Here is an 8,019-nt window from a genome sequence, read left to right as displayed (position 1 = left end):
GGCATCATCTGCTTAAGGATGGCCTCCTTGCGTTCTGCTGGATAACGATTCACTGCATGTCTTTACTCCGCCCCAATACGGTTGATGTGAATTAATTGACGCGACATCTATCCTGACATAGGGGGCTCGCGACTCTGAAACGTCCGGTTAGCCAGACATAAGCCAGCACTGAAAACACGCCACCAACGATAAAAAAGTCTAAAGTCGCTGATACCCAGTTGTGTTGAAATAATCGGAAAATTGCAAAAGGAAGAATGCTTGGGATGCTTAGAGCGCACATTAATAACAAAATAATCTCTTCCTTACTTCGTTTTTGCAAGGAAGTATTTTGCTGCGCTATTTTTTCTTTGAGATTCGTTAAATTCATTTTTCACATTCTTGTTGGCTAGCGTTTGAAGCAAGAATTTTTCTCAGACCAAACTACGCAGGAAACGTGATACTGAAGTTGAATGTTGTTACCGTAACTTTTTTGCAACTTTGAGATGCAAATATCTTAGCAAGTGCTATTTGTCTATTTGTCTATTGAGAACACGTACATTTGCTGCACGAAAAAATTGAATAAAATTTGACGCAATTAATAGAAAAGCGAAGTAAAAACCACTTAAAAATCACTTAAAAATGAATAACGATTGAGCCCTTTTTAGAATGTCATTTGAGATTAATGGTACCAGTTTAGTCTAGTCATTTTTCTGAAAAATTAAAATGTGCTACATCAAATAAATTGCCGATATCGACTTTGACGAAACGAAATTTTGACGTTCAGATGGATACGCTAAGGTAGATAAAAACAATTGAAATACCTTGATCCATCGATAAAACCTGCTAGTGTGCTCAGTTGCTGACACCACGTGCAATCGTTTTTACTTCACAATTTGTCGCCGCAAATGCCAATTGCAGTACTTCAAGGGCGCGTTGCGGTTGAGAGTTCCCGCACATAAAAATATCCACGGCGGCAAAACCGTATTCTGGCCACGTATGGATAGAAATATGCGATTCGGCAAGCAACACCACGCCAGTCACCCCCTGATTGGTGCCAAAAGCGTGGAAGTGACTAGACAGTATCGTCGCCTCAGCTTCGTTTGCACTTTTTAAGATCAACTGTTCCACTTTCATAGGATCAGACAAACGCGTCGCCAAAATGCCATATAAATCAGCCAGAATATGTTGACCAGACGGTTCAAAAACAGCCGACTTCATTTATGTCCGCCGCTACCACCGGCCCATGAGCCGTTACCCATTGTCGAGCTCCAGCTACTACCCCGGCTTGCGCCAGAGTGATATTGGTCATTGGATTGCGACGACATCATTTTTTTCCAAGCGACCCCGGTAGTCAGAACGGTAATCATGATCGCGTATATTTTAAATTTATTCATTTTTCTGCGAATCTAAAAATAGTGCTGGAAAGTACAGTGCTGCCGCACCGATCAGCACCGGAATAATGACAATGGGCGCCAGAAAGATTGGAATGATATTCAATAAAAAAACAAGCCAGATAAATTTGATCGCGGTGCTTTTAGCAGTGTCAGCGGTTGCCGTTTTTTGCGCCTTGACTGTATCGCCAAACCAGGCATGAATTTGATCGGCGCTGATCGGTGTCGAATGAGACCAGGTCATTTCTGTGTCGGTTATTTCTGCTGCAAGCTTGAAAGTACCGTATTGGAACTCTACGTTGTTGGTCTGATAGCCGATGGCGACCCGCCAGTTAAAAGCACCAATGGCATAGCTTACTCGCGCTGGATAACGGTATAGTTTTTGAAACGAGGTATTGTTTAATACAGCCACGTCCTCGGTCTCCCATGTCGGCCATTCGTCCAATACCGTCGCGCGAGCCCACCCATCATCGGTCTCGATAATCCATAGAAAACCTGCTTTTGGACTATATAGTAAATATTCTGTCCACTCTGTATTTTCATTATCGCTACGACGGAGGATGCCAATAATCTCATATGCTTTGCCAGCGATATTGGCTTGCGCACCCAAACTAAGAGTTGTATAGACTTGCTCAATTTTTTTGCCGATCGCCAGCACTTGCGCAATTGAGCCAGAGGTGTCTAGCTGTGAATGGCAGCTAGGGCAGATTAAGGTGCTGGTTAACCCAGGTAAAAAGCTTGTACTGCTCCCACAATGCGGGCAGGTCATTGGGATAACCTTGCCTTTGATATTTTCTGCCGCAGCTTTTATCCGCTCGTCATCACGCAATAACTGGCACTTCAATTCTTCTAAAGTGACCGCTTTACCGGCAAAGACTTTTGGTGTTTCCGACTCTGAATAATCGAGTGTTATAAAAGTTTGTCCGGCACGGAAGTCGGCAACCCTGGCCTGCCAGCCTGATCCGATCTTAAAAGGTAGCTCGCCTTGGCCGCCAATACAATCGGCGATACGGACATCGGCTGCTGTATAAGATTTTCCGATTAAGGTGTAATGTTGGGATGGGACGAGTGCAGAAAAGGGCGGTAGGTCGTTACTTGCCGGCACTTCAGTGGTCATCGTATATTGTCCGGACGCATCACTGAGCCACGCAGTTTTGCCGTTCTCGAACATGACATACCATTCGTTCCACATGCCATCCGCGTAGCGCAACTGAAGGCGGCCGATGATGGTAAATGAATGTGTTCCGTAAATCCCCGACGTGTTTAATTGCAGCGGCGAATAGTCTTCCAGCACATCCGACATTTTGCCCAGATTCTTGACTGCATCAAGTTCTTTCAGGACGGTGGTTTTACAGTATTCACACACCGCCATGACAGAAGCAGGCGAACGGAATTGAATCTGTGCGCCACAATTTGGACAGGGAATCATCTGCACGTCTATCCCTTAACCGATTAACTTTTTAAGAAGTTCAGCTTTAGCAGAATCGTAATCGGTCGATGAAATCAAGCCTTTGTCTAATAAATTTTTCAATTTTTCCAGACGTGCCTCAATAGGTTCCTCTGTTGGTGCAGCATTGACAGGTGCTGACGTAGCGGGGCTCGCAGTCGTCGTTGTTGCAGCAGTTGCAGCAGTTGCAGCAGTTGCAGGGGCGATACCTTGCGACATGACCTGACCAAACGCCACCCCCGATGCGAGTCCAGCTCCTAAACCTGCCAGTCCACCTTCATTTTGGGCGGCCAATGGAATAGCGCTGGCGACTTGATATTGAGTAAATCCGCTCATTTTGTCATGGCTAAGTCCACCCTTCATGCCAGCAGAAATTCGTTCATCGAGCGCAGCTTGCAATTCTTCTGGCAGGCTCACACTGGTGACGTTGAATTCGTCCAGACCTAATCCATACTTTTCGAAAGCTGTTGCCAAGTCTTCTTTCACCTGGTGCGCCATTAAGGTCTGATTTGCAGCCATATCTAAAAATGGCACCTGCGACGCACCTAACGAATTCGCCATGGTTGCCAAGGTGATGCCACGCAACTGATCTTCGACTTCATCCCGCGTATATTGATCGCGGGTGCCGCTGATTTCTGTGAAAAATTTCTTGGCATCTTTTATCCGGTACGAGTACATGCCAAATGCGCGGATACGCACCATATCAAAGTCTTTATCGCGAATAGTGATTGGTTGCGCAGTACCCCATTTGCGGCCAGTCTGAATGCGCGTACTAAAAAAATACACATCAGATTTAAACGGGGATTCAAATAATTTATCCCAGTTTTTAAGATAGGTGAGTAACGGTAAGGTTTGCGTTGTCAGAGTGTAGTTACCGGGGCCAAAGACATCAGCGATATGCCCTTCGTTCACGAATACAGCAATCTGCGATTCACGTACTGTGAGTGTTCCGCCATTTTGAATTTCGAAGTCTTGCATGGGGTAACGCCATGCCAAAACGCCATCAACATCTTCATTCCACTGTAATATGTCGATGAATTGCTTTTTGATAAATGATCCAAAGCTCATAATAGTCGCCTGTAGTTAATTGATAGGGATTGGTTAGGAGATACAAGCCGCGTTAATTGCGCCGATGGAGAGTGAAATGGCTCCCATCAATCCGCCAAAAGCGGTATTTCCTGATTCAATATGGTCTTTTGAAATATGTAATAGCCTTACCGTGGCACCGTACGCGAGCAACTGAACCACCATGGCGCCTGCAGCCCAAGCCAGAAAGTCGATGTAACTGGCGGTGTGTAAGAGGCTGGAGCCAAGCGTCAGTGAGAAACCGATTAAAGCGCCACCAAGAGAAAGTGCCGCGGCGTTGTTGCCCTGGCGTATCAGCAGCACTTCATCGATTGTCGTTGCCCACGTATAAAAAATGAAAAAAGCGATAAGTAATGCGCTGGCAGATAATAAATGGATTGCATAATTGATAATGGCTGGCACAATATTCTCAATAAGTGAATGAAACCATAATGTGTAGGGATAGTCGTATTAAACTATAAACTAAAAGACAATCTATGCCTAAAAGAATTTTAATCCTGTCTGTGTTTGTGGTCGCTTCTTGCGGCCTTGCTTATGAGTTGATTGCAGGCGCACTGTCTAGCTATTTGTTGGGCGATTCGATTCTGCAGTTTTCGACCATCATTGGTTGTTATCTTTTTGCAATGGGGGTGGGGGCACACCTATCGCAATACATTAAAGACGAAGATCTGCTTTCACGCTTCGTTGATATCGAGTTGGCCGTTGGTCTCATAGGCGGGATTTCAGCTGCGCTACTATTTCTGACTTTTTCGTGGATGGCGGCGCCGTTCCGGACCTTGCTGTATGTGCTTGTTTTCCTGATTGGTATGCTGGTTGGGATGGAGGTGCCTCTGGTAATGCGCGTATTAAATTCGCGCCAGACCGAATTTAATGAATTGGTCAGTAAAGTGCTGACGTTTGATTATCTTGGTGCGTTGGCGGTATCGTTGCTATTCCCGTTGGTGCTCGCTCCTTACCTGGGATTAGTACGGACCGGTTTTTTGTTCGGTATGTTTAATACCGGTGTGGCACTCTGGACGATCTACACATTCCGCCATGAATTAAAAAAAGTGAGCACCCGTCTGTTGCGCGCGACAAGCTTACTGTGCGTGTTGATTGCCGGGTTTTCCCTATCTGATCGAATGGTTTATTGGGGCGAACATGGCTTATATGGTGACGAGATTATTTATTCGACCACCACGCCTTATCAACGATTGGTCATTACGCGCTGGAAAGATGATCTTCGCCTCTATATTAATGGCAACCTTCAATTTTCTTCCCGCGATGAATATCGCTACCATGAAGCGTTGATACATCCTGCATTGCAACAATTGCCATGGGCTCGTTCCGTGCTCATATTGGGCGGCGGCGATGGCTTAGCGTTGCGAGAGGTGTTGCGCTATTCACATATTCAACATGTGACGCTTGTTGATTTAGACCCCGCAATGACGAACGCATTTACGCAACGTCCCGAATTAACACAACTTAATCACCACTCTTTTAGAGATCCAAGGGTGCAAGTGATCAATGCTGATGCGGCGATCTGGCTACAAAATAATCAGTCAATGTTTGACGCCATCATTGTGGATTTTCCAGATCCTTCTAGCTTTGCGCTAGGAAAATTGTATTCGGTTCCGTTTTATGGCATCGTTAAAAAACATCTCGCTGCGCAAGGTTTGTTGGTGGTGCAATCGACATCCCCCTTTTTTGCGCCGCATGCCTATTGGACTATAGATGCGACATTGAAAGAAGTTGGCTTTTTAACCTATCCATATCACCTCTATGTTCCTTCATTTGGTGAATGGGGATTTGTAATTGCGTCAACACAACAAAAGTTTGAACCACCTGCTGCGTATCAATTACCAATGCGCTATTTGAATCAAGAAACGACGCATGAAATGTTTGTTTTTCCACCCGATATGCAACGCCTGACGATGGAACCAAACCGGCTCGATACGCAATCGCTGGTTCGAGAATTTGAACGTGATTGGCGGCAGGTTATTCGATGAAGCGACGCTCCTTTTTGTTGAGCGCCGGTGCAATTGGTGCGGCGACTGCCGCAGGGATGTGGCGTTGGCAAGAAATTTATCCTCAGATTAACGCGCCTGGACGCATCGCAGGCCATTACCTGCGTGATCACAGCCGCCTCCCGGTACCGACAGAATTCATTGAAACTGAGGTCGCCATTTTAGGGTCGGGTATTGCAGGCTTGACCGCTGGATGGAAACTTCGCAAAGAAGGTCTTCAAAATGTCTTAATGGTGTCCGGACCAGAATTATACGGCAATGCGGCCAGTGGAAATTTTGGTGACTTGGCCTATCCAACGGGGGCGCATTATTTACCAGTCCCGTCTGTTGAATCATTTCATGTGCGCGAAATATTGTCCGACCTCGGCATTATCTTAAAAAATCCAAACAGCGAACGACCTTATTACGATGAACGCTTTTTGCTCCACGCACCTGAAGAGCGACTGCTCTTCAATGGTCGATGGCAAGAAAATCTGATCCCGACTGAAGGCGTACCACAAATTGAATTGGATGAGCACCGTCGCTATTTTAATGAAATTGAACGCCTGCGACAGATTCGCGATGCCAGTGGGAAACGGATTTTTGCCCTTCCGAGCACCTTTTCATCGAGAGAGCCGGCATGGCAGGAACTCGACAAAATTTCCTTCAAGGCGTGGCTGGAAAAAAATGGATATATCTCGCCGACCCTACATTGGTATTTGAATTACTGTTGCCGTGACGATTTTGGTGCACGTTATGAGCATGTGTCGGCGTGGGCGGGATTGCATTATTTTTGTAGTCGCGCCGGCAAAGCAGAAAATGCGGAAAGTGGCGCATGGCTGACCTGGCCTGGTGGACTTGGTCCAATAGCAGAAAAATTAGCGACGGGCGTACTCCGTAAAGATGGAACCGTCTACAAGCTTGTAAATACAGCTTCTGGTGTTGACGTATATTGTTTTGTCTTGGATCAAGGCGTGCCAAAAACGTATATTGTGCGTGCTAAAACAGCGATCTGTGCTATGCCCCTAATGGTTGCTTCCCACGTAATACCTTTCATCCGTGATTTTGGTTTTGACCCGCAATTGCATATGCCGACCTATGCGCCTTGGCTTGTTGCGAATTTTTTGATGAATGATTTTCCTGTCGAATTACCAGACGCGCCACTGGCCTGGGACAACGTGGTCTACCAAGAGCCAGGTTTGGGCTTTGTCGTGTCAACCCATCAGGATATTCGTCGGACGCCGCCTGCAAAGACAGTCTTTAGTTCATATGTTGCCTTGTCGAATCTAACACCTGAAGCGGCACGCCGTTGGATGGATAAAGCTACCCCCGATGAGTTGCTAGATCTTGCAATGGCGGATTTAAAAGCAGCCTATGGCTGGGAATTTAGCACTTATGTTGAACGAGTCGATATTACTTTGCGTGCTCACGCGATGCCGATTCCGGCGCCGCAATTTCGGAGCAATGTTGGTCTTCAATCATTGCGTGAACTTACTGGTTCTATTTTGTTTGCACATTCCGACTTATCGGGTTTTTCTGTGTTTGAAGAAGCATCCTGGTGGGGTTACCGTGCCGCGCAGACTATCTTAAAAAAAGGCTAGCAGGTTTCGTATTTGCATTCGAGTCGACGTTGCAATATCGCTCGATTGGATAATTTATCCAAACAAATTTTTGAACATTGAATAACGCCTTTCTTATTCTCGGTACTCGTGCCAATGTGCCAGCGCGTTTCACCCGCTATGCTATGTCCGGCAAAATCGAGACACATGCGAGTAAGTTCACGCGCATTCCATCACTTGACTCAAAACGAGTTAAACGAACTTCATTATTTTTCAAACTCTATCAAACTCTATCAAACTCCATCAAACTGGATCAAACGCTATCAAACGCTATCAAACGATATAGATCTAATCTGAACTATATCGTTTGAATTTCGTTATTGATAGCCCTGACTGCTGTCGGTAATCGCTTGTGGTTGCAATTGAAAAATACCAATTCATAGCGATAGGCGGATTCAATTTCGAAGTGCAACCACATGTTGATGCGATTGTAACTGCTTCATAAATACTTGGTGCGGCGTTTTGAAGCCGAGACATTTTCTGGGACGATGATTTAAGCTGTTCATCGCCCA

General features: G+C 45.8%; 8 protein-coding genes and 1 pseudogene. 2 read left to right on the top strand and 7 right to left on the bottom strand.

Annotated features, from left to right (window positions below; genetic code table 11):
* Positions 1-91: 91 nt before the first annotated feature.
* From ACO0K1_RS19660 to ACO0K1_RS19635, 6 genes are all read right to left on the bottom strand, one after another.
* Positions 92-367, bottom strand: coding sequence for a hypothetical protein (locus tag ACO0K1_RS19660; RefSeq protein ID WP_423028828.1), 276 nt, complete (start codon positions 365-367; stop codon positions 92-94).
* A 464-nt stretch (positions 368-831) separates the two neighbouring features.
* The gene (gene speD / locus ACO0K1_RS19655; RefSeq protein WP_423028826.1) at positions 832-1,197 is read right to left on the bottom strand and encodes an adenosylmethionine decarboxylase; all 366 of its coding nucleotides are present in this window, start codon (positions 1,195-1,197) and stop codon (positions 832-834) included.
* Positions 1,194-1,373, bottom strand: coding sequence for a hypothetical protein (locus ACO0K1_RS19650; RefSeq protein WP_423028824.1), 180 nt, complete (start codon positions 1,371-1,373; stop codon positions 1,194-1,196). Before ACO0K1_RS19650 ends, speD begins: the two co-directional genes overlap by 4 nt.
* A complete protein-coding gene (locus ACO0K1_RS19645) occupies positions 1,366-2,799 on the bottom strand; it encodes a DUF4178 domain-containing protein (RefSeq protein WP_423028829.1) in 1,434 nt (477 codons plus the stop codon). Before ACO0K1_RS19645 ends, ACO0K1_RS19650 begins: the two co-directional genes overlap by 8 nt.
* Positions 2,800-2,814: 15 nt before the next feature.
* On the bottom strand, positions 2,815-3,885 hold the full coding sequence (locus tag ACO0K1_RS19640; protein ID WP_423028822.1) for an SPFH domain-containing protein: 1,071 nt from the start codon (positions 3,883-3,885) through the stop codon (positions 2,815-2,817).
* A 33-nt stretch (positions 3,886-3,918) separates the two neighbouring features.
* Entirely contained in the window at positions 3,919-4,305 is a 387-nt protein-coding gene (locus tag ACO0K1_RS19635) for a DUF350 domain-containing protein (RefSeq protein WP_423028820.1), read from the bottom strand.
* Positions 4,306-4,379: 74 nt separating this feature from the next.
* Between ACO0K1_RS19635 and ACO0K1_RS19630 the strand changes: the two genes are divergently transcribed.
* Entirely contained in the window at positions 4,380-5,891 is a 1,512-nt protein-coding gene (locus ACO0K1_RS19630) for a polyamine aminopropyltransferase (RefSeq protein WP_423028818.1), read from the top strand.
* The gene (locus ACO0K1_RS19625) at positions 5,888-7,489 is read left to right on the top strand and encodes an NAD(P)-binding protein (protein WP_423028816.1); all 1,602 of its coding nucleotides are present in this window, start codon (positions 5,888-5,890) and stop codon (positions 7,487-7,489) included. Before ACO0K1_RS19630 ends, ACO0K1_RS19625 begins: the two co-directional genes overlap by 4 nt.
* Positions 7,490-7,902: 413 nt before the next feature.
* Here ACO0K1_RS19625 and ACO0K1_RS19620 read toward each other — a convergent pair.
* A pseudogene (locus ACO0K1_RS19620) lies at positions 7,903-8,019 on the bottom strand (IS30 family transposase); the annotation flags it as partial.

Origin of the sequence: Undibacterium sp. SXout20W, assembly GCF_049340285.1 — a bacterium.
In the GTDB taxonomy this organism is placed as follows: domain Bacteria; phylum Pseudomonadota; class Gammaproteobacteria; order Burkholderiales; family Burkholderiaceae_D; genus Undibacterium.
The sequence above is the reverse complement of the archived record's forward strand: the minus strand, read 5'-3'. Positions and strand labels throughout refer to the sequence as shown.